The sequence below is a fragment of the Streptococcus sp. CL9.43 genome (genome assembly GCF_049737935.1).
Classification (GTDB): Bacteria; Bacillota; Bacilli; order Lactobacillales; family Streptococcaceae; genus Streptococcus; species Streptococcus infantis_I.
In genome coordinates this window covers 478,479-496,327 of record NZ_JBKOTS010000001.1, presented here as the reverse complement: position 1 = coordinate 496,327, position 17,849 = coordinate 478,479, and the positions used below count along the sequence as shown (strand labels likewise).

At 40.0% G+C, this 17,849-nt stretch carries 22 protein-coding genes; 14 read left to right on the top strand and 8 right to left on the bottom strand.

Annotated elements, in window-relative coordinates:
- Nucleotides 1–75 precede the first annotated feature (75 nt).
- Together ACLNCS_RS02380 and ACLNCS_RS02375 are read right to left on the bottom strand one after the other, a co-directional pair.
- Complete coding sequence (locus ACLNCS_RS02380) at nt 76–447, bottom strand: DUF956 family protein (RefSeq protein WP_424847048.1); 372 nt, start codon at nt 445–447, stop codon at nt 76–78.
- 2 nt (nt 448–449) lie between these two features.
- Nucleotides 450–1,814 carry an aspartate kinase gene (locus ACLNCS_RS02375; protein ID WP_004251870.1) on the bottom strand — a complete coding sequence of 455 codons (1,365 nt, stop codon included), beginning with the start codon at nt 1,812–1,814 and terminating at the stop codon, nt 450–452.
- Between the two features lie 253 nt (nt 1,815–2,067).
- On the opposite strand from ACLNCS_RS02375, the gene ACLNCS_RS02370 reads away from it, so the two are divergent.
- The 14 genes from ACLNCS_RS02370 to ACLNCS_RS02305 all read left to right on the top strand — a co-directional run bounded on the left by ACLNCS_RS02370 (nt 2,068) and on the right by ACLNCS_RS02305 (nt 13,489).
- Nucleotides 2,068–2,853: an enoyl-CoA hydratase gene (locus ACLNCS_RS02370; RefSeq protein ID WP_004251871.1), complete on the top strand. Its 786-nt coding sequence runs from the start codon at nt 2,068–2,070 to the stop codon at nt 2,851–2,853.
- A 91-nt stretch (nt 2,854–2,944) separates the two neighbouring features.
- Complete coding sequence (gene fabT / locus ACLNCS_RS02365; protein ID WP_004251873.1) at nt 2,945–3,379, top strand: fatty acid biosynthesis transcriptional regulator FabT; 435 nt, start codon at nt 2,945–2,947, stop codon at nt 3,377–3,379.
- On the top strand, nt 3,379–4,353 hold the full coding sequence (locus ACLNCS_RS02360; protein ID WP_049494246.1) for a beta-ketoacyl-ACP synthase III: 975 nt from the start codon (nt 3,379–3,381) through the stop codon (nt 4,351–4,353). Before fabT ends, ACLNCS_RS02360 begins: the two co-directional genes overlap by 1 nt.
- A 58-nt stretch (nt 4,354–4,411) precedes the next feature.
- A complete protein-coding gene (locus ACLNCS_RS02355; RefSeq protein WP_000257840.1) occupies nt 4,412–4,636 on the top strand; it encodes an acyl carrier protein in 225 nt (74 codons plus the stop codon).
- Nucleotides 4,637–4,752: 116 nt separating this feature from the next.
- Nucleotides 4,753–5,727: an enoyl-[acyl-carrier-protein] reductase FabK gene (gene fabK / locus ACLNCS_RS02350; protein WP_004251880.1), complete on the top strand. Its 975-nt coding sequence runs from the start codon at nt 4,753–4,755 to the stop codon at nt 5,725–5,727.
- Nucleotides 5,720–6,640 carry an ACP S-malonyltransferase gene (gene fabD / locus ACLNCS_RS02345; RefSeq protein WP_424847044.1) on the top strand — a complete coding sequence of 307 codons (921 nt, stop codon included), beginning with the start codon at nt 5,720–5,722 and terminating at the stop codon, nt 6,638–6,640. Before fabK ends, fabD begins: the two co-directional genes overlap by 8 nt.
- A gap of 31 nt (nt 6,641–6,671) precedes the next feature.
- Nucleotides 6,672–7,406 carry a 3-oxoacyl-[acyl-carrier-protein] reductase gene (gene fabG, locus ACLNCS_RS02340; protein WP_049494243.1) on the top strand — a complete coding sequence of 245 codons (735 nt, stop codon included), beginning with the start codon at nt 6,672–6,674 and terminating at the stop codon, nt 7,404–7,406.
- A 22-nt stretch (nt 7,407–7,428) separates the two neighbouring features.
- Nucleotides 7,429–8,664: a beta-ketoacyl-ACP synthase II gene (gene fabF / locus ACLNCS_RS02335; RefSeq protein ID WP_049494242.1), complete on the top strand. Its 1,236-nt coding sequence runs from the start codon at nt 7,429–7,431 to the stop codon at nt 8,662–8,664.
- Nucleotides 8,665–8,666: 2 nt separating this feature from the next.
- Nucleotides 8,667–9,149: an acetyl-CoA carboxylase biotin carboxyl carrier protein gene (gene accB / locus ACLNCS_RS02330; RefSeq protein WP_006147938.1), complete on the top strand. Its 483-nt coding sequence runs from the start codon at nt 8,667–8,669 to the stop codon at nt 9,147–9,149.
- Nucleotides 9,146–9,568 (top strand): 3-hydroxyacyl-ACP dehydratase FabZ, encoded by a 423-nt coding sequence (gene fabZ / locus ACLNCS_RS02325; RefSeq protein WP_006147939.1) that lies wholly within the window; start codon nt 9,146–9,148, stop codon nt 9,566–9,568. Before accB ends, fabZ begins: the two co-directional genes overlap by 4 nt.
- Nucleotides 9,569–9,579: 11 nt before the next feature.
- Nucleotides 9,580–10,947 (top strand): acetyl-CoA carboxylase biotin carboxylase subunit, encoded by a 1,368-nt coding sequence (accC, locus tag ACLNCS_RS02320; RefSeq protein WP_004251889.1) that lies wholly within the window; start codon nt 9,580–9,582, stop codon nt 10,945–10,947.
- 32 nt (nt 10,948–10,979) lie between these two features.
- Nucleotides 10,980–11,843, top strand: a complete 864-nt coding sequence (accD, locus tag ACLNCS_RS02315; RefSeq protein ID WP_004251892.1) for an acetyl-CoA carboxylase, carboxyltransferase subunit beta — start codon at nt 10,980–10,982, stop codon at nt 11,841–11,843.
- Nucleotides 11,843–12,610 carry an acetyl-CoA carboxylase carboxyl transferase subunit alpha gene (locus ACLNCS_RS02310; protein WP_004251895.1) on the top strand — a complete coding sequence of 256 codons (768 nt, stop codon included), beginning with the start codon at nt 11,843–11,845 and terminating at the stop codon, nt 12,608–12,610. Before accD ends, ACLNCS_RS02310 begins: the two co-directional genes overlap by 1 nt.
- Before the next feature lie 153 nt (nt 12,611–12,763).
- A complete protein-coding gene (locus ACLNCS_RS02305) occupies nt 12,764–13,489 on the top strand; it encodes a CPBP family intramembrane glutamic endopeptidase (protein WP_004251898.1) in 726 nt (241 codons plus the stop codon).
- A 53-nt stretch (nt 13,490–13,542) separates the two neighbouring features.
- On the opposite strand, the gene nusB is transcribed toward ACLNCS_RS02305, so the two are convergent.
- The 6 genes from nusB to ACLNCS_RS02275 form a co-directional block, all read right to left on the bottom strand.
- Nucleotides 13,543–13,965, bottom strand: a complete 423-nt coding sequence (gene nusB / locus ACLNCS_RS02300; protein ID WP_004251901.1) for a transcription antitermination factor NusB — start codon at nt 13,963–13,965, stop codon at nt 13,543–13,545.
- Nucleotides 13,958–14,347, bottom strand: coding sequence for an Asp23/Gls24 family envelope stress response protein (locus ACLNCS_RS02295; RefSeq protein ID WP_004251907.1), 390 nt, complete (start codon nt 14,345–14,347; stop codon nt 13,958–13,960). Before ACLNCS_RS02295 ends, nusB begins: the two co-directional genes overlap by 8 nt.
- A gap of 21 nt (nt 14,348–14,368) precedes the next feature.
- A complete protein-coding gene (gene efp / locus ACLNCS_RS02290) occupies nt 14,369–14,929 on the bottom strand; it encodes an elongation factor P (protein WP_004251910.1) in 561 nt (186 codons plus the stop codon).
- An 80-nt stretch (nt 14,930–15,009) separates the two neighbouring features.
- Entirely contained in the window at nt 15,010–16,359 is a 1,350-nt protein-coding gene (locus ACLNCS_RS02285) for an SPFH domain-containing protein (RefSeq protein WP_424847038.1), read from the bottom strand.
- A 9-nt stretch (nt 16,360–16,368) separates the two neighbouring features.
- Nucleotides 16,369–17,364: a zinc-ribbon domain-containing transport protein gene (locus ACLNCS_RS02280; protein ID WP_424847036.1), complete on the bottom strand. Its 996-nt coding sequence runs from the start codon at nt 17,362–17,364 to the stop codon at nt 16,369–16,371.
- Nucleotides 17,365–17,413: 49 nt separating this feature from the next.
- Entirely contained in the window at nt 17,414–17,806 is a 393-nt protein-coding gene (locus ACLNCS_RS02275; protein WP_004251919.1) for a hypothetical protein, read from the bottom strand.
- Nucleotides 17,807–17,849: the final 43 nt, after the last annotated feature.

Sequence of the window (17,849 nt, the reverse complement as noted above, 5' to 3'; positions counted from 1 at the left end):
TGCTCGCAGCATCCGCAGACTTTCTGGAAGAAGAGGATAACCTACTTATCCGTTTCTATGATTATACTAAACTTTCTATTTTTTTGCAAATAGATTTTTGATTTTACGACCGATGATTTGGAGTAAGGTCGGAAGCTTCACAACCTTTTCATTTCCGATTTTTTCCCGAGCAATTTTAAGAATTTTTCCGGAGTCTTTTGAGGCAAAGAGGAATTTTCCTTGGTCTGTAAAAACTTCAAAATGACGACTAACCTTACGGCCTGAAACATTGGCTCCGATTTGATTAACGCTAGACCATGGGATTAGAATATAATCCTCAATATTGCGATCCGAGTAAAACTCCAAGGCTTGGTCTCCTACCAGAAATTTTCCAACTTTTCCTTGTATAGAGAGGTAAGAAGTTCCAGTAGTTTGTAAGTCAACGACTTTATTGAGAGATTGTGCCATGTTTAGTCTTCCTTACTTTCGCCGAAAAATGCTTGGTAGAGAGCCTTAAGAGCCGCTTTTTCTTGGTCTTTGTGGACAACGAACATGATAGAAACTTCACTAGAACCTTGTGACATCATTTGAATGTTGATATTGTTTTCAGATAAGGCACGAGTGGCTGTAGCAGTTACCCCGATATGGCGCTTCATTTTTTCGCCAACTATCATTATGATAGACAGGTCATGTTCGATTTCAGCATGGTCAACTTCAGCTTTTTGAACTAATTGACGGAGGATTTCTTCCTCTTTGATTGGTGTAAGCTCGCGCTCTCGAAGGATGATAGAAAGGTCATCGATACCTGTAGGCATGTGTTCCCAACCAATATTCAGGTCTTCTAGAATTTGAAGTACTTTACGACCAAAACCAACTTCGCGGTTCATGAGGTACTTAGACATATTGATGCTGACAAAACCAGAATCACCAGCAATCCCCACTACTGGGAATTCATCACTACTGTGTTTCAGAACGATGCGAGTACCTGGATGGTCAGGATTATTGGTATTTTTGATAACAAGAGGAATTTTTCCGCGGTAGGCTGGAAGGAGTGCTTCGTCATGTAGTACAGAGAAACCTGCATAGGCCAATTCCCGCATTTCACGGTAAGTCAATTCAGGGATTGAGTGTGGCTTGTGAATGATACCAGGGTGGGCAGCAAAAATTCCGTCAACATCAGTAAAGTTCTCATAAAGGTCAGCTTTAACTCCAGCTGCGATAATTGAACCAGTAATATCTGATCCACCACGTGAGAAGGTACAGATTTGATTCTCTTTAGTCACACCGAAGAATCCCGGAATAACCAGGACTTCCGTTCCATTATTGAGCTCTTCGATTTTATCATAACTTGAAGGAATGATGCGAGCATTTCCAGGTTCGCTTGTAACAACAATACCAGCCTCTCGTGGATGAACATAGCGAGATTCTAATCCATTTTGGTTAAAGTAAGCTGCAATGAGTTTAGCGTTGTTATTTTCCCCTGCAGCAAGGAAGGTATCGTAAAGAAATTCATTGTTTTCAATTGGAAGGGTAGCGAGAGTTCGGATGCTTTTAGAGATTCGTTCTAAAACAGCTGGTTTAAGTCCTAGTTCGCTAACCATTGCAGCGTAACGATCGATAATCCAATTTTGACTAGCACTGATATCATTTCCTGCTACATAATCACGATAATATTTAATCAAAGCATCCGTAACCTTGGTATCTTTAGCATCGCGCTTTCCTGGTGCAGATACAACTACAAAACGACGTTCAGGGTCACTTTTTACAATGTTTAAAACCTTTTTCAATTGGCTTGCAGAGGCGAGTGAACTTCCCCCAAATTTTACAACCTTCATAAAAACTCCTCAGTTTGTATTTTATACGATTATAGCAGAAAGAAGGGCTTTTTTCAATCTACAATAGGAAAGGCTACATCTTATTAGAGGTCTGGACCTGATTAGCTTAACTTAGTTATTTTTAGTATAGAAAAGACTCTTTAAAAATCGGCTGATACACTTTTATACAATTTTTACTTGTATAACTAAAAAGAAAAAGATATACTTTGAAGATAAAATAATTTAATCAGCTTTTTAAATTAAAGGAGTGGCTATGAATCATATTATCTTTCAAATTCAAGACGATTTAGCGGTGATTACTTTAAATCGTCCCGAGGTGGCAAATGGTTTCCATATTCCTATGTGTGAAGAAATTTTAGAAGCACTGGAATTAGCTGAAAAAGACGATTCTGTTTCATTTATTCTCATCAATGCTGCTGGTAAGGTGTTTTCTGTCGGTGGTGATTTAGTTGAAATGAAACGTGCTGTCGATGAGGATGATATTGATTCCTTAACTCGAATTGCTGAATTGGTCAATACTATTTCTTATAAGATTAAACAGATTCCTAAGCCTGTTATCATGGAGGTGGATGGAGCAGTTGCTGGAGCTGCAGCCAATATGGCCTTGGCAGTTGATTTCTGTATCGCATCTGACAAGTCTAAATTTATCCAGGCTTTTGTAGGTGTAGGATTGGCTCCTGACGCAGGTGGCTTATTCTTGTTGACAAGATCGCTCGGTGCAACTATAGCAACTCAATTAGCTATGACTGGAGAAGCTTTCACCGCTGAAAAGGCAATGGAGGCAGGAGCTCTATATCGTCTATGTACTAGTGAACAATTAGAAAAAACTAGAGAACAATTGTTGAAGAAGTTGAGACGTGGCTCTTCAAATTCCTATGCTGCGATTAAGAAACTTGTTTGGGAAAGTGAGTTCAAGCAATGGCATGAATATGCTCAACTTGAATTGGAACTACAAAAATCACTATCCTATACGGAAGATTTTAAAGAAGGTGTTCGTGCACATTCTGAAAGAAGACGTCCAAAATTTATCGGGAAATAAAAAATACTTGCACTATTCTTTGAAGTTTGATATACTTTTTTTGTCAAATGTTTTGATTATTAAACTTTTTTTGATAAAGGAGGGAAGAGAAATGGACTACCAACAAGTCAATGACTATTTAACATCAATTTTTAACAACGTCCTAGTGATCGAGGAAGTAAGTTTGCGAGGTAGTCGTTTCAAAGACATCTCTATCAAAGAAATGCACACGATTGATGTTATCGGTAAGTATCCAGAAGTGACTCCAAGTCAAGTGTCCAAAGAGTTGATGGTAACTCTAGGGACTGTGACAACGAGTTTAAATAATTTGGAGAGAAAAGGATACATCGAACGTATCCGCTCAGATCAAGATCGTCGTGTAGTACATCTGCATTTGACAAAGAAAGGTCGTCTCGTTCACCGTCTTCATAAACGTTTCCATAAGGCCATGGTCGAAAGAATTATCGAGGGCATGAGTCCTGAAGAGATTGAAGTTATGGGAAAAGGCTTGACTAATCTTTATCACTTTTTGGAGGATTTGAAGTAATGGCTTTTGCAAAAATAAGCCAGGTCGCTCATTATGCTCCAGAGCAGATTATCACTAACGAAGACTTGGCTCAGGTCATGGATACGAGTGATGAATGGATCTCAAGTCGGACAGGGATTAAAGAACGCCATATTTCTAAGACGAAATCAACAGGAGATTTGGCTACAGAGGTTGCAAGACAACTTATAGAGAAGGCAGGGATTTCTGCTGAAGAGCTAGACTTCATCATTATAGCGACGATGACACCTGACTCGATGATGCCTTCAACCGCAGCTCGTGTTCAGGCAAAGATTGGCGCTCATAAGGCTTTTGCCTATGATTTAACAGCTGCTTGTAGTGGATTTGTTTTTGCCCTATCGACTGCAGAAAAGTTCATTTCTTCAGGAACATATCGAAAGGGTCTTGTTATCGGTAGTGAGACCATGTCAAAATCTTTGGATTGGTCTGACCGTTCAACAGCTGTCTTGTTCGGAGATGGAGCTGGTGGTGTACTACTTGAGGCAAGTGACCAAAAACATTTCTTAGCTGAAAGTCTCAATAGCGATGGTTCTCGTGGTGAGTGTCTCACTTATGGACAGACAGGATTGATTTCACCATTTTCGATTCAAGAAGAACCAGATATTTTCTTGAAAATGGATGGGAGAGCAGTTTTTGACTTTGCAATTCGAGACGTGGCTAAATCTATTAAACAGACCATCGAAAAAAGTCCAATATCAGCAGATGAACTCGATTATCTCTTGCTTCATCAAGCTAATATTCGAATTTTAGATAAGATGGCTAGAAAAATCGGTGTCGATCGTGACAAGCTTCCTGCTAATATGATGAAGTATGGAAATACTAGTGCGGCAAGTATCCCGATTTTACTTTCTGAGTGTGTAGAAGAAGGGCTCATCCATTTGGATGGTAGCCAAAAAATTCTCTTGTCAGGTTTCGGTGGAGGTTTGACATGGGGCACACTTATTGTTACAATTTAGGTAATCATGTGGTGATCACATTGTTATAAAAAAACTATTTATTTTAAAGGAGTCTATCATGGCAGTATTTGAAAAAGTACAAGAAATTATCGTTGAAGAACTTGGAAAAGATGCATCAGAAGTAACACTTGAATCTACTTTTGATGATTTGGATGCAGATTCATTGGACTTGTTCCAAGTAATCTCAGAAATCGAAGACGCTTTTGATATCCAAATCGAAGCTGAAGACAACTTGAAAACAGTTGGCGACTTGGTTGCTTACGTTGAAGAGCAAACTAAATAATTAGAATAAATAAAGAAGGAGTAGGGGAGACCCGCTCCCTCTTGTTTAGGTAATAGTTTGACCGTCAAATTATAATAAAGTCGAACTATTACGTAAGCAAGACTTATGGAGGCAATATGAAAACACGTATCACTGAATTATTAAATATTAAATATCCTATCTTCCAAGGTGGAATGGCCTGGGTAGCAGATGGCGATTTGGCTGGAGCTGTTTCAAAAGCTGGTGGTCTCGGTATCATTGGTGGAGGAAACGCACCTAAAGAAGTGGTTAAAGCCAACATCGATAAGATTAAATCTTTAACAGACAAGCCTTTTGGTGTCAATATCATGCTCTTGTCTCCATTTGTTGATGATATTGTGGACCTTGTGATTGAAGAAGGGGTTAAGGTAGTCACAACTGGTGCAGGAAACCCAAGTAAATATATGGAGCGATTTCATGAAGCAGGAATCACCGTTATTCCTGTAGTTCCTAGCGTAGCTTTGGCTAAACGTATGGAAAAAATCGGTGCAGATGCTGTCATTTGTGAAGGTATGGAAGCCGGTGGACACATTGGTAAATTAACAACCATGACCTTGGTTCGTCAAGTTGCAGCGGCTGTTTCAATTCCTGTTATCGCTGCTGGTGGTATTGCAGATGGTGAGGGAGCTGCTGCTGGATTTATGCTTGGTGCGGAAGCTGTGCAAGTAGGAACTCGTTTTGTAGTTGCTAAAGAATCAAACGCCCATCCAAACTATAAAGCTAAAATTTTAAAAGCTCGTGATATTGATACAACGATTTCAGCACAACACTTTGGACACGCAGTTCGTGCCATCAAAAATCAATTGACTCGTGATTTCGAACAAGCTGAAAAAGATGCCTTCAAACAAGAAAATCCAGATTTGGAAATCTTTGAGCAAATGGGGGCGGGAGCTCTAGCTAAAGCTGTTGTCCATGGTGATGTGGATGGTGGTTCAGTTATGGCCGGCCAGATTGCAGGTTTGGTTTCTAAAGAAGAAACTGTTGAAGAAATCTTAAAAGATATCTACTATGGTGCAGCTGAGAAAATTCAAAAAGAAGCCGCTCGTTGGGCAGGAGTTACAAGAAATGACTAAAACAGCCTTTCTATTTGCAGGTCAAGGAGCCCAGTACCTTGGAATGGGTCGTGAACTATACGACCAATATGCTATCGTCAAGGAAACAATCGACCAAGCTAGCCAAATCTTAGGTTATAATCTTCGTGACTTGATTGATAACGATGAAACGAAGCTAAATCAGACTCGTTACACACAACCAGCTATTTTGGCTACATCCGTTGCCATTTACCGACTACTAAAGGAGAAAGGTTACCAACCAGATATAGTGGCAGGTCTGTCTCTTGGTGAATATTCTGCCCTTGTAGCTAGTGGCGCCTTGGATTTTGAAGATGCGGTGGCTCTAGTTGCTAAACGTGGTGCTTATATGGAAGAAGCGGCACCTGCTGGATCTGGTAAAATGGTAGCCGTACTCAATACTCCAGTTGAAGTTATTGAACAAGCTTGTCAAGAAGCTTCTCAACTTGGCGTTGTGACTCCAGCTAACTACAATACCCCAAGTCAAATTGTTATTGGTGGTGAGGTGGTTGCTGTGGATCGTGCAGTTGAACTCTTGCAAGAAGCAGGAGCAAAACGCTTAATTCCGCTAAATGTTTCTGGACCTTTCCATACAGCTTTATTGGAACCTGCTAGTCAAAAATTAGCTCAAGTCCTAGAAGATGTTGAGTTTAACGACTTTGCTTGTCCACTTGTTGGTAATACAGAAGCAAAAGTCATGGAAAAAGAACGAATTGCAGAACTCTTGACTCGTCAAGTCAAGGAACCTGTTCGTTTCTATGAAAGCATTTCAGTCATGCAAGAAGCTGGTGTGACTCGTTTTATCGAAATTGGTCCTGGGAAAGTCTTGTCAGGATTTGTTAAAAAGATTGATAAAACTGCTCAACTTGCAAATGTGGAAGATCAAGCAAGTTTACAAGCACTCTTAGAAAATTAGATAAAATGGTAGAAGTTCTGAAAGGAGAAAAATGAAACTAGAACAGAAAAATGTCTTTATTACAGGCTCAAGTCGAGGAATTGGTCTTGCCATTGCTCATAAATTTGCCAGCTTGGGAGCCAATGTTGTCTTGAATAGTCGTGGTGAAATCTCCGAGGAGCTTCTAAACGAATTTAAACCTTACGGGGTGAAGGTCCTTGCTATTTCTGGTGATGTTTCTGATTTTACGGATGCAAAACGAATGGTGGACCAAGCCATTGAAGGACTAGGTTCAGTTGACGTCCTAGTGAATAACGCCGGGATTACTCAAGACACTCTCATGCTGAAGATGACAGAAGAAGATTTTGAGAAGGTCTTGAAAGTCAATTTAACGGGAGCCTTCAATATGACGCAAGCAGTCTTGAAGCAGATGATAAAAGCTCGTGAAGGGGCCATTATCAATATGTCCAGTGTCGTTGGTTTGATGGGAAATATCGGTCAAGCAAACTATGCTGCTTCTAAGGCTGGTCTAATTGGATTTACCAAATCAGTAGCACGTGAGGTAGCCAACCGTAATGTACGTGTCAATGCCATTGCACCAGGAATGATCGAATCAGATATGACTGCAGTCCTATCTGATAAGGTAAAAGATGCCATGCTGGCACAAATTCCGATGAAACAATTTGGTCAAGCTGAGCAAGTGGCAGAGGTCACAGCCTTTCTTGCAAGCCAAGATTATCTAACGGGACAAGTCATTGCAATTGATGGTGGACTTACCATGCAATAAGAGTTAAAATAGAGGTATGAAAATGAAACTAAATCGTGTAGTAGTAACAGGTTATGGATTAACATCTCCAATTGGGAATACGCCAGAAGAATTTTGGAACAGTTTAAAGAATGGAAAGATTGGGATTGGTGAAATCACCAAGTTTGATCACAGTACTTTTGACGTTCATAATGCAGCAGAGATTAATGATTTTCCTTTTGACAAATATTTTGTAAAAAAAGATACCAATCGTTTCGATGATTATTCTTTATATGCCTTGTATGCAGCTCAAGAAGCAGTTGACCATGCTAATCTTGACGTAGAAGCACTTGATAAAGACCGCTTTGGTGTCATCGTTGCATCTGGTATCGGTGGAATCAGAGAAATCGAAGACCAAGTCCTCCGACTTCACGACAAAGGACCAAAACGAGTTAAACCATTAACACTTCCAAAAGCCTTGCCAAATATGGCTGCAGGAAATGTAGCTATGCGCTTTGGTGCTAATGGTATCTGTAAATCTATCAACACAGCTTGCGCTTCATCAAATGATGCTATCGGAGATGCCTTCCGTTCTATCAAATTTGGTTTCCAAGATATCATGTTAGTTGGTGGATCAGAGTCTTCAATTACTCCATTTGCAATCGCTGGTTTCCAAGCCTTAACAGCTCTTTCAACAACAGAGGATCCAACACGTGCTTCTATTCCATTTGATAAAGACCGTAATGGATTTGTCATGGGTGAAGGTTCAGGGATGTTGGTTCTTGAGAGCTTAGAACATGCTGAAAAACGCGGAGCAACTATCCTAGCGGAAGTCGTTGGTTACGGGAACACTTGTGATGCCTACCATATGACTTCACCACATCCAGAAGGCCAAGGTGCTATTAAAGCTATCAAACTTGCCTTGGATGAAGCTGAAATCACACCAGACCAAGTAGCTTATGTCAATGCTCACGGTACATCAACTCCTGCTAATGAAAAGGGAGAAAGTGGTGCTATCGTAGCGGTTCTTGGTAAGGAAGTACCTGTATCTTCAACCAAGTCATTTACAGGCCACTTGCTCGGTGCAGCAGGTGCAGTTGAGGCTATTGCAACAATTGAAGCAATCCGTAACAACTATGTTCCAATGACAGCTGGAACAACAGAAGTGTCAGACTACATTGAAGCAAACGTTATTTATGGACAAGGCTTGGAACATGAAATTCCTTATGCTATTTCAAATACTTTTGGATTTGGTGGGCATAATGCAGTTCTTGCTTTCAAACGTTGGGAGAATAAGTAAAAATGAATTTAAATGAAATCAAAGACTTGATGGCACAATTTGATCAGTCAAGCTTGAAAGAATTTTCTTATAAAAATGGAACGGACGAGTTGGTCTTCAGTAAGAATGAAGCGAAACTTGTGGCAGAAACAAGTCCAGCACCTCAACCTGTAGTTCCAGCAGCTGTACCTACAGTTGCACCACAAGCTCCAACTACAACACAAGTTGTAGAAGCAGTTCCAGAATCAAGTGCTAGTGAATCTGTAGCTGAGGGGGACCTTGTAGAAAGTCCACTTGTCGGTGTTGCTTACTTGGCTGCCGGACCAGACAAACCTAATTTTGTTTCAGTCGGTGATACTGTTAAAAAAGGCCAAACCTTGGTCATCATTGAAGCTATGAAAGTTATGAATGAAATTCCAGCACCTAAAGACGGTGTTGTAACAGAAATTCTTGTTGAAAATGAAGAAATGGTTGAGTTTGGGAAAGGCTTGGTACGTATCAAATGATTGATATTCAAGGAATTAAAGAAGCTTTGCCACACCGTTATCCCATGCTCTTAGTAGATCGTGTCTTAGAAGTTAGTGAAGATACAATTGTTGCTATTAAAAATGTAACGATTAACGAACCTTTCTTCAATGGTCATTTTCCTCAATACCCAGTTATGCCTGGAGTCCTCATTATGGAAGCCTTGGCTCAGACAGCAGGTGTTTTGGAATTGTCTAAACCTGAAAACAAAGGGAAACTTGTCTTCTATGCTGGCATGGATAAGGTTAAGTTTAAGAAACAAGTTGTTCCTGGTGATCAGCTTGTCATGACAGCAACTTTTGTCAAACGTCGTGGCACAATCGCCGTAGTAGAAGCGAAGGCAGAAGTAGATGGTAGGCTTGCAGCAAGCGGTACTTTGACCTTTGCTATTGGAAACTAGGGAGGTTTTCCATGTTTCGTAAGATTTTAATTGCCAATCGTGGTGAAATTGCTGTTCGTATTATTCGTGCGGCACGAGAGTTAGGAATTGCTACAGTTGCTGTTTATTCGACTGCTGACAAGGAAGCTCTCCACACGCTTTTGGCTGATGAGGCTATCTGTATCGGCCCTGGGAAGGCTACAGAATCTTATCTGAACATCAATGCCATCCTATCAGCTGCGGTCTTGACTGAAGCTGAAGCTATTCACCCTGGATTTGGTTTTTTAAGTGAAAATTCCAAATTTGCAACTATGTGTGAAGAAGTCGGTATCAAATTTATCGGGCCATCAGCTCGAGTAATGGATGTCATGGGAGATAAAATTAACGCCCGTGCTCAAATGATTAAGGCTAATGTGCCTGTCATTCCAGGATCAGATGGAGAAGTCCATACTGCAGAAGAGGCTCTGGCTATTGCCGAAAAAATTGGTTATCCAGTTATGCTGAAAGCTTCAGCTGGAGGTGGTGGTAAAGGAATTCGTAAGGTTGAAAAGGCAGAAGACCTTGTATCAGCCTTTGAAACAGCCTCTAGTGAAGCCAAAGCAAACTTTGGAAATGGGGCTATGTACCTCGAGCGTGTGATTTATCCTGCTCGCCACATTGAGGTACAGATTCTTGCTGACCAGATGGGACATGTGATTCACCTAGGTGAGCGCGACTGTTCGCTTCAGCGGAATAACCAAAAGGTTTTAGAAGAAAGTCCTTCGATTGCTATTGGGAAAACACTGCGTAATGAAATTGGTGCTGCAGCAGTCCGTGCAGCGGAATCTGTTGGTTATGAAAATGCTGGGACCATCGAATTTCTACTAGATGAAGCAACTGGGAAATTCTACTTTATGGAGATGAATACTCGTGTCCAAGTAGAACATCCAGTAACCGAATTTGTTTCTGGTGTGGATATTGTCAAGGAACAAATCCGTATTGCGTCAGGTCAACCTTTGACTCTGAAGCAAGAAGACATTGTTCTAAAAGGACATGCTATTGAGTGCCGTATCAACGCAGAAAACCCAGCCTTTAATTTTGCACCGAGTCCAGGTAAGATCACTAATCTTTATCTACCAAGCGGTGGTGTTGGCTTGCGTGTTGACTCTGCAGTTTATCCAGGGTATACCATTCCACCATACTATGATAGTATGATTGCTAAAATTATTGTTCATGGTGAAAATCGTTTTGATGCACTCATGAAAATGCAAAGAGCTCTTTATGAACTCGAAATTGAAGGGGTCGTCACCAATGCTGATTTTCAACTCGATTTGATTTCAGATCGTCGTGTGATAGCAGGGGACTACGATACTTCATTCTTGATGGAAACTTTCTTACCACAATATCAAGAAAAAGAATAATATAAAAAGTATGAGACTGAAAAGGGGGATGTATGGCTCTATTTAGTAAAAAAGATAAATATATACGAATTAATCCCAATCGTTCACTTAGAGAAAAGCCCCAAGCCAAGCCTGAGGTTCCAGACGAACTCTTCTCAAAATGTCCAGGTTGTAAACATACCATTTACCAAAAGGATTTGGGGAGTGACCGTATTTGTCCTCACTGTGGCTATACCTTCCGTATTTCAGCTCAAGAGCGTCTTGCTTTAACCATTGACATGGGAAGCTTCCTAGAGATGTTTACAGGAATTGAGACACAAGATCCATTGGAATTTCCAGGCTACCAGAAAAAATTAGCCTCTATGCGTGAAAAAACAGGTCTTGATGAGGCTGTTGTTACAGGAACTGCTTTGATTAAGGGTGAAAAAGTTGCTCTTGGAATCATGGATTCTAACTTTATCATGGCGTCTATGGGAACAGTAGTTGGTGAAAAAATCACTCGTTTGTTTGAATACGCGACAGCTGAAAAATTACCAGTCGTCTTGTTTACAGCATCTGGTGGAGCACGTATGCAAGAAGGAATCATGAGTTTGATGCAGATGGCTAAAATCTCTGCAGCAGTCAAACGTCATTCCAATGCAGGTCTCTTTTACCTAACAATCCTTACTGATCCAACAACTGGTGGTGTTACAGCTTCCTTTGCTATGGAAGGGGATATTATCTTGGCAGAGCCTCAAAGTTTAGTAGGATTTGCTGGACGTCGTGTCATTGAAAATACCGTAAGGGAAGATTTGCCAGAGGATTTCCAGAAGGCAGAGTTTTTGTTAGAACATGGATTTGTGGATGCGATTGTTAAACGGAGAGAATTGCCAGATATGATTGCTCGATTAGTAAGGTTACATAAGGGGGATTGTTGATGAATATTGCAAAAATCGTCAGAGAAGCACGTGAACAAACCCGCTTAACTGCCTTGGACTTCGCAACAGGAATATTTGATGACTTTGTAGAGCTACATGGTGATCGCTCTTTCCGAGATGATGGTGCTGTTATTGGTGGTATCGGTTGGTTGGGAGACCAAGCAGTAACTGTTGTTGGAATTCAAAAAGGTAAAAGCTTACAGGATAATCTTAACCGTAACTTTGGACAACCTCATCCTGAAGGTTATCGAAAAGCCCTTCGCTTGATGAAGCAGGCTGAAAAATTTGGCCGTCCTGTTGTAACTTTTATCAACACGGCTGGTGCCTATCCTGGTGTCGGAGCAGAAGAGCGTGGGCAAGGTGAAGCTATTGCCCGTAACCTCATGGAGATGAGCGATCTTAAGGTGCCAATTATTGCCATTATTATCGGTGAAGGTGGCTCAGGAGGGGCTTTAGCTCTTGCAGTAGCTGACCGTGTTTGGATGTTAGAAAACTCGATCTATGCAGTTCTCAGTCCTGAAGGCTTTGCGTCTATTCTATGGAAGGATGGCAGTCGTGCTATGGAAGCTGCTGAGTTGATGAAAATTACTTCATTCGAATTGCTAGATATGAAAATTGTTGATAAGGTTATCTCTGAGGTAGGTCTATCAAGTAAAGATCTGATCAAGCAAGTCAAAGAACAACTCCGAGCAGAACTTGATGAACTTGGTAAACTGCCACTAGAGCAGCTCATTGAGGAACGTTACCAACGCTTTAGAAAATATTAAAAAGTAAGCTAGGACTAAGATATAGTTCTAGCTTTTTCGATTCTATAAAATACATTTCAGTATGAAAAATTGACTCTTGTAAAAATATCTGTTAATATAACAAGGGATGCGTGTGCTATAAAAATAAGTCAACAAACATTTTTGGGAGTGAGTATGAAAAAACTAGGGCATTTGGGAATCTATACATTACTGGTATTCCTATCAATTTATCTACTAGATTTCAGTAGTCTTTATCTGGCTAAGATGTTTGTCTGGGGTATGGATGGCTATTCTATTATTGTAGCAGTAGAGCAACTAGCTCTTTTAGGGCTATTTATCTATTGGCTTAAAAAGAAAAAAATGCTCTATATTTTTGAGAAAAGGGGCTCGAAAAAATCCAGATTCTTTTACCTTGTAGTTAGTCTAGTGGCTACTTATTTTGTCCGTCAGTTGTTAAGTGCTTTTTACTTACAGTTTAGTCGCTTCATTAATAACAACTATATCTTTGAAGACCTTCTTTCGGTCCTATCCTTCAGTGAGCAATCTACTATTTTAACGACTTGCTTCTCTTTTATCTCCGTTGTCATTTTGGGGCCTATATTGGAGGAGATTGTTCATAGGGGATATTTTATGAACACCTTCTTTCCCCAGTCCAAATACTACTTGGATGTCATCTTATCAGCTCTTATATTTGGGCTCAGTCATTTGGTATTGTCCCATCGCGACCCCATCAGTTTGATGGTTTATAGTTTTTCCGGTCTTTTCTTTGCTTTAGTTTACCGATGGACAAAGAATCTAAAAATCACCATCCTGTGCCATAGTTTTATTAACTTTCTCATTCATGCAGATTTCATCTGGTTGTTGCTTTCTAATTTAATCTATAATCGTTTTTTTAGATAGCATTTGAGGAGACAAATAAAAAGTGTTTGATATCTATCAAACACTTTTTATATTTAATTTTCTTCAGTTACAAATTGACTGAGCAGTCCGTTAATGAAACGGGCTGATTTTTGATCTGAAAAGCTTTTTGCAAGTTCAATAGCTTCATTCACAGCTACAAGTTGAGGAGTATCAAAGGAAGTGATTTCGAAAACTCCTAAACGCAATAAATTCTTTTCAACTAAGGTTAAACGTTCAATCGTCCAACCAGACTTTAAATGCTGAGTGATTTGTTTGTCTAGTTCCTCTTTTTGAGCTTGAACACCAGATACAAGATCGATTAGGAAGCTAGGGAGTTTTACCTCGTCGTCTTCTCGATCATGAGTATAAGCGAAGCGACAAGCAGTTTCAATATCAGAACCATATTCAAGACTCATCAGTGCTTGGAAAGCACATTTTCGTAGTTCGCGTCTAGATTCTAATAATGGACTAGTCATTGAGGAAGTCCTCATCAAACAAATCTTTTAATGCTGGTTTTGGTGTTTTATCTGGTGCAATACCAGCAACGTGAATATTCACAGCATTGAGTTCAACATCAGCCATATTACGAACGGCATCTTTGACAGCTTTTTGAATAGCCATTGCAACCTTAGGAACCTTGACACCATACTCAAGATAGAGATAGATATCAGCTATTAGTTCTTCTTCAGATTCTTTTAGATAGACGCCACGGCCGAGTGAAAGTTTTGAAAGGGTGTCAGACACTGATTTGTTTGAAAAAGAGTGGACACCATCAACTTTAGCTGTAGCGATTGCAATGATTTTTTCAAGTACACGTGGGGCGATAACGATTTCGCCTAATTGTTCTTCAATTCCCATAGAATGACCTCTTTCTAGAGATTAGGCACGAGAAACGTAAGTTCCTTCTGCGGTGTTGATAACGAGTTTTTGTCCTGCTTCGATGAAGTCTGGAACGTTAACGACAAGTCCAGTTTCCATTGTAGCTGGTTTACCAGAACCGGTAACAGTAGCACCTTTAATAGATGGTTGAGTTTCAGCAACTGTCAATTCAACAGTTGTAGGTACTGTTACACCGATTACTTCAGTTCCATAAAATTGAATTTTAACTTCAGAATTTTCAAGGATGTAAAGCAATTCGTTTTCAACATTTACAACAGGAATTTCGTATTGGTCGTAAGTTTCAGTGTTCATGAAATAAGCTGTATCGTCCATTTTGTACAAGTATTGTGCTGGCACAGTTTCGATAATCGCTTGTTCAAATTTTTCCTCTGGACGGTAGCTAGTTTCAAATGTTGAACCAGTACGGACATCACGCAATTTCATACGCATGATAGTGTTTCCTTTACCTGGTTTGTGGTGGCTAGCTTCCAAAACGCGGATCAATTTTCCGTCAGCTGTTTCAAAGGTCATACCAGCCTTTAATTTACTTGCTTCGATCATGTTTTTACCTCTTTAATAAAATAATTTACTCTTTATTGTATCATAAGTCGTAAGATTTCTCAAATATCAGGGAAGTGAAATTAGTTGACAGGAACGATGTTTCCTTCTTCGTCTTTGGTTACCAATACGTACTTACCATCGACTTCGATGTAGAAGTTTTTATTAGCGGTTTGTTTAGAGTTGGTAGTTTGTTCAGGACTAGTAGATTCCTGTGCAGAAATTGTTGCTTCTTGAGTTGTAGATTCTTGTGCAGGAGTTGTCATTTCTGGATTAGTAGATTCTACTGAGTTAGCGGTTTGTTCAGGGCTAACAGTCTCTACTGGGCTAGCAACTTGCTCAGGACTTGCAGTTTGTACCGGAGTAAATGCTTGGTTTGGATCAGCGGGTTGTACTGGGGGAACAGTTTGATTTGGGTTAACAGGTTGAGCTTGTTGGGTGAGTTGGCCACCGAGAGTTTGACCGAGATTCATACCCATAAACATGTTCATACCATTGCCATTACCTTCGTTATTAGCTGCAGCAATAAGAGCTTCGTTACGAGCACGACGTTCTTCAATTTCGATGGTATTGTATTTCATAGCAACGAGTTCGCTATCAAGTTTACGAACAAGTTCCAAGCTTTCTTGGTCGTAGCTCAAATCCTCAAGAAGGATATTGGTTGCTTCAATACCGTAAAGACCAGTCCATACCTTGTTGACTTCTTGTTTAGCGATTTCATTGAAGGTATCTTGATTAGCATTTAGGCTATAGATATCAACTCGGTACTCATTAGTAAATTTGGCAATTGCGATCGCAATTTTAGGAGAAATATTTTGTCGAAGAGTTCCTTGAGCAATATCTTGGAGTGTAAATGGTTTATGTTCGTCAATTTGTTGACTGATCGAGCTAACGTAGAAAAGTACTGGGTCAGAAATCTTGATATCAAACAAACCATAGAAACGGATATTGAGCAATTGTTGGTAACGTTCACTGAAGTATTCTACAGCGTTTTGTGTACCAAATTTATTACCCGCAATCGGTTGGACACGGACAAAGATGATTTCTTGTTGAGTAACGACTTGACCAGCGAATGAAAAGCGGTGCTTGAAGTTTTCCCAAGTTCCTCTTATTCCACCTTTTTCTAGAAGCCAAGCGTTATCACCTGCACGCCATTCATGGCTTCCAGCTTCAAGTACATCCCCTAGGAAGGTACCATTATTGACAAGAACAGCAACATATCCTTGAGGGACAATGACAACAGAACCGTCTGTTAATAGTCCTGTATTTTGATTGCTTTGTCTTGAACCACCGTCAGGATCTTTTGTAAGCAATTGTCCCTTGATGGCCATGACGTCTGCAGAGACTTGGTCTGGAAGTACAACGGCTTCCTTGAATTTGCTATCATTAAAACTATTTAGCCCAGCTGAAAGGGCAGCACGGATAAATCCCATAATTTCCTCCTAATTATAAAGTTCGTCTTCATCCACAACTTCATAGGTATCAAGAACCCATTGATTTGGACTACGTGTGAGCTCAGCTCCGCAGTATTCACATTGGCTAATAGCTGAGATTTTAAGTGGAGCACCACAGTTTGGACAGTGGTCGCTAACAGCTTCATCTTGAACATTGTTTTCAGTTTGGCTACCATGTTTGCGGATGAAGTTCATTTGATAAACTGTAAATAGATCTTGTTTAGGATCTCCTTCGATAACCTTACGAGTCTTGTCGTCGATGACATAGTCTCTCAAAGTAGATGAAAGGATAACCACTAAAGTATCATTTCCATCTGGATTACTCTTGAAATCTTTGATTCGTACATTATCAACATAAACTCGTTCCAAGACATTTGTTGTTTGTGCCTGAATATGTTCTTCCAGTTGAGCACTGTGTTGAGTATAGAGGCTAGCACTTTCAAGTGAGCGCACCAAATTCCAATCTTTTTTAGTCCAAGCTGATTGTAACTGGATGTAGACTTCTCTAACCCATGTAGTGAAAGCATCCGCATCAAAGTTTGGATCGTAGTATCTGAGTCGGTCGATAGCTTGGTTATTATTTTCAACTCTACGATGGCTAATTGGCTCTGGTTCGTAGTTAGTAGTATGTCTTCTATACGGTGTTTCAGATGGAGTGTTCTGATCGTTAAGGTACTTGATGAGCATGAAGAGTAGGAAAGCCCCGACACCAAACATGATAAGAATAGTCATCCCGGTACCTAAAAATCCACCTGAACTTGAGTAACTACCGCCAGAACGATAGCTGCTTCTAGAAGAAGAACTACCACTTGAACGACTAGAACTACTACTTCGTGAACTACTGCGACTAGAACTACTACTTCGTGAGCTACTGCGGCTAGAGCTACCACTTCGAGAATGTCCAACACCTGCATCGATTGATTGTAGGGGTGTCACAAATAGAAGAAGCAAGCAAGTAGCGATAAGAGTATATAACTTTTTCATATGTCTCCTAACTATGTGAGTACAAAAATAGTTTTTGCTAAATTTATGTCTATAAAGAGTTTTGGAGTTTTATAGTTTTATTTTCAATAAACCACCCTATAATCCAACCAAATACGAGTATATAATTCTCGATAGCACCAATCGCATTAACAGGAGAATGAAATTCAATAAAATTTAACAAATGATTTGTTCCTATTCCTATACCACCAATAATGAGGGCAAGAAGGGCAATTCTCAGGTAAAACCAATCGTACTTAATATTAACGGCAAGAATAATAATTAAGACAGCTAGATTCCAAATTCCAATTTCTCTTTGCCATCCTGCAGAAACACCGTAACCAGAATGCTCTCCCATATATGATGGGAGAAAGATTTGTAGAATAGAAGCACCCAACATGGCGACGATAACTAAAATAAATAGTACTCGTAAAAATTTGTTCATTTATTCTCCTTTCTATTTTTTAGTAGAAAAGTCTATTAGCGAA

Excerpts from the sequence above, each read along its gene's own strand:
- ACLNCS_RS02380 (WP_424847048.1), bottom strand. The coding sequence starts at position 447 with ATGGCACAATCTCTCAATAAAGTCGTTGACTTACAAACTACTGGAACT.
- ACLNCS_RS02375 (WP_004251870.1), bottom strand. The coding sequence starts at position 1,814 with ATGAAGGTTGTAAAATTTGGGGGAAGTTCACTCGCCTCTGCAAGCCAA.
- ACLNCS_RS02370 (WP_004251871.1), top strand. The coding sequence starts at position 2,068 with ATGAATCATATTATCTTTCAAATTCAAGACGATTTAGCGGTGATTACT.
- fabT (WP_004251873.1), top strand. The coding sequence starts at position 2,945 with ATGGACTACCAACAAGTCAATGACTATTTAACATCAATTTTTAACAAC.
- ACLNCS_RS02360 (WP_049494246.1), top strand. The coding sequence starts at position 3,379 with ATGGCTTTTGCAAAAATAAGCCAGGTCGCTCATTATGCTCCAGAGCAG.
- ACLNCS_RS02355 (WP_000257840.1), top strand. The coding sequence starts at position 4,412 with ATGGCAGTATTTGAAAAAGTACAAGAAATTATCGTTGAAGAACTTGGA.
- fabK (WP_004251880.1), top strand. The coding sequence starts at position 4,753 with ATGAAAACACGTATCACTGAATTATTAAATATTAAATATCCTATCTTC.
- fabD (WP_424847044.1), top strand. The coding sequence starts at position 5,720 with ATGACTAAAACAGCCTTTCTATTTGCAGGTCAAGGAGCCCAGTACCTT.
- fabG (WP_049494243.1), top strand. The coding sequence starts at position 6,672 with ATGAAACTAGAACAGAAAAATGTCTTTATTACAGGCTCAAGTCGAGGA.
- fabF (WP_049494242.1), top strand. The coding sequence starts at position 7,429 with ATGAAACTAAATCGTGTAGTAGTAACAGGTTATGGATTAACATCTCCA.
- accB (WP_006147938.1), top strand. The coding sequence starts at position 8,667 with ATGAATTTAAATGAAATCAAAGACTTGATGGCACAATTTGATCAGTCA.
- fabZ (WP_006147939.1), top strand. The coding sequence starts at position 9,146 with ATGATTGATATTCAAGGAATTAAAGAAGCTTTGCCACACCGTTATCCC.
- accC (WP_004251889.1), top strand. The coding sequence starts at position 9,580 with ATGTTTCGTAAGATTTTAATTGCCAATCGTGGTGAAATTGCTGTTCGT.
- accD (WP_004251892.1), top strand. The coding sequence starts at position 10,980 with ATGGCTCTATTTAGTAAAAAAGATAAATATATACGAATTAATCCCAAT.
- ACLNCS_RS02310 (WP_004251895.1), top strand. The coding sequence starts at position 11,843 with ATGAATATTGCAAAAATCGTCAGAGAAGCACGTGAACAAACCCGCTTA.
- ACLNCS_RS02305 (WP_004251898.1), top strand. The coding sequence starts at position 12,764 with ATGAAAAAACTAGGGCATTTGGGAATCTATACATTACTGGTATTCCTA.
- nusB (WP_004251901.1), bottom strand. The coding sequence starts at position 13,965 with ATGACTAGTCCATTATTAGAATCTAGACGCGAACTACGAAAATGTGCT.
- ACLNCS_RS02295 (WP_004251907.1), bottom strand. The coding sequence starts at position 14,347 with ATGGGAATTGAAGAACAATTAGGCGAAATCGTTATCGCCCCACGTGTA.
- efp (WP_004251910.1), bottom strand. The coding sequence starts at position 14,929 with ATGATCGAAGCAAGTAAATTAAAGGCTGGTATGACCTTTGAAACAGCT.
- ACLNCS_RS02285 (WP_424847038.1), bottom strand. The coding sequence starts at position 16,359 with ATGGGATTTATCCGTGCTGCCCTTTCAGCTGGGCTAAATAGTTTTAAT.
- ACLNCS_RS02280 (WP_424847036.1), bottom strand. The coding sequence starts at position 17,364 with ATGAAAAAGTTATATACTCTTATCGCTACTTGCTTGCTTCTTCTATTT.
- ACLNCS_RS02275 (WP_004251919.1), bottom strand. The coding sequence starts at position 17,806 with ATGAACAAATTTTTACGAGTACTATTTATTTTAGTTATCGTCGCCATG.